The sequence below is a fragment of the Streptomyces pathocidini genome, from assembly GCF_001418495.1.
Classification (GTDB): domain Bacteria; phylum Actinomycetota; class Actinomycetes; order Streptomycetales; family Streptomycetaceae; genus Streptomyces; species Streptomyces pathocidini.
Genome location: NZ_LIQY01000674.1, coordinates 1 through 1,754 on the forward strand (window position 1 = coordinate 1; position 1,754 = coordinate 1,754).

The 1,754-nt window shown below is 74.5% G+C and carries 2 protein-coding genes; one reads left to right on the forward strand and one right to left on the reverse strand.

Annotated features, from left to right (window positions below; all coding sequences use genetic code 11):
- Positions 1-1,140, reverse strand: a 1,140-nt coding sequence (locus tag AOK16_RS24330) for a Gfo/Idh/MocA family protein (protein WP_055474257.1), incomplete at its 3' end; no start/stop codon positions are given.
- 55 nt (positions 1,141-1,195) lie between these two features.
- Here AOK16_RS24330 and AOK16_RS24335 point away from each other — a divergent pair.
- A partial coding sequence (locus AOK16_RS24335) for a MarR family transcriptional regulator (RefSeq protein ID WP_240483733.1) occupies positions 1,196-1,754 on the forward strand: 559 nt, incomplete at its 3' end.

Genomic DNA, 1,754 nt, shown 5'->3' on the forward strand with positions numbered 1-1,754 from the left:
TTCCAGGACGTCCAGGGCCGCCGCAGCCTCCAAGGACGTCACCGGCGGCGGGGTGCCGTCGCGGAGGGCGGCGGCCACGGCCTGGTAGTAGGCCGGGTAGTCGCCCGGGACCGTACGGACCGGGGTGCCGCCACCGGTCAGCGGAGACTCGCCCGCGCCCACCCGGCCCCACAGCGACTCCGGCTCCGCGCCCCACTGGGGCCCGGGCCGCAAGCCCTCCTTCAGAGCGGCCTCCTGCGGGTCCAGCCCGTACTTCACGAAGCCCGCCGCGCTGCCCAGCACCCGGAAGCGCGGGCCGAGTTGGGCGGTCGTCGCGCTCATCCACAGGTGGGAGCGGACACCGCCGGCGTGCATGATCGCGATGAACGTGTCGTCGTCGGTCTCCGCGCCCGGGCGGCGCGCGTCCGACTCGGCGTAGACGCGCACCGCGGGACCGAAGAGGAGCAGCGCCTGGTCGACCAGGTGGCTGCCCAGGTCGTAGAGCAGCCCACCGACCTCGGCCGGGTCGCCGGACTCGCGCCAGCCGCCCTTGAGCTGGGGCCGCCAGCGCTCGAACCGCGACTCGAAGCGCTGGACCTCGCCCAGGTCGCCGCCCTCGACCAGCCCCTGGAGGGTCAGGAAGTCCGCGTCCCAGCGGCGGTTCTGGAAGACCGACAGCAGCAGCCCGCGCTCGTCGGCGAGCGCGGCGAGCCCTCTGGCCTCCGCGGCGGTGGCGGCGATCGGCTTGTCCACGACCACCGGCAGCCCGGCCTTCAACGCCTCGGTGGCGATCGGCACATGGGTGCGGTTCGGGGAGGCGATGACGATCAGATCGAGCCCGCCGCCACCATCCCGGCCCGACTCATCCTGGCCCGACACATTCCGGCCCGACCCATCCCGGCCCGATCCCTCACGCTTCGAACCGTCCCGGCCCGAACCCGGAGCCCACAGCTCGTCCGGCGTCTCCACGACCCGTACGCCCGGGTGCTCGGCCCGCGCCTGCCCCTGGCGCTCGGGGTTCGCGGTGACGACCGTGTCGAGGACGAGGTCCTCGGCCGCCGCGATCAGCGGGGCGTGGAAGACGGAGCCCGCGAGCCCGTACCCGACGAGGCCTACGCGGAGGGGGGTGCCGGTGCCTGTGCCGACTGTGCCTGCTGTCATGGCTCCACTTAAACAACGCTGTTGCGAAACTGCAAGCGGAAGGGAGAATGGCCCTGTGAACAGGGTGAGCAGAGCCAACTCCGGGGTCAACCTGCCCGCGCTGCGCAGCCACAACGCGGCGCTGGTGCTCGATCTGCTGCGCCTGGCGGGCCGCGACGGCATCAGCCGTCCCGAACTCGCCGAGCGCACCGGCCTCACCCCGCAGGCCGTCAGCAAGATCACCGCCCGGCTGCGGGAGGACGGCCTGGTCGCCGAGGCGGGCCGCCTCGCCTCGACGGGCGGCAAGCCGCGCACGGTGCTGCGGCTCGTACGCGGTGCGCGCAGCGCGGTCGGGCTGCATCTGGATCGGGACGAGCTGACGGCCGTCCTCACCGACCTCACCGGCGAGCAACTGGCCATGCGGACCGTGCCCTTCGACTTCGGCGCGTCGGCCGGGACCGTGCTCGACGCGGCGGCCGGGGAGGTCCGGAACCTGCTCGCGGAAGCGGGCGGCGACCCGGTCGCGGGCCTGTCCGATGCGGCGCCGCCGCAGGCCGAGCCCACCGCGGTGCCCGAAACCGCCCCCGGCCCCCGCCTCGGCGTCGGCATCGCCCTCCCCGGACCCCCCGACCACC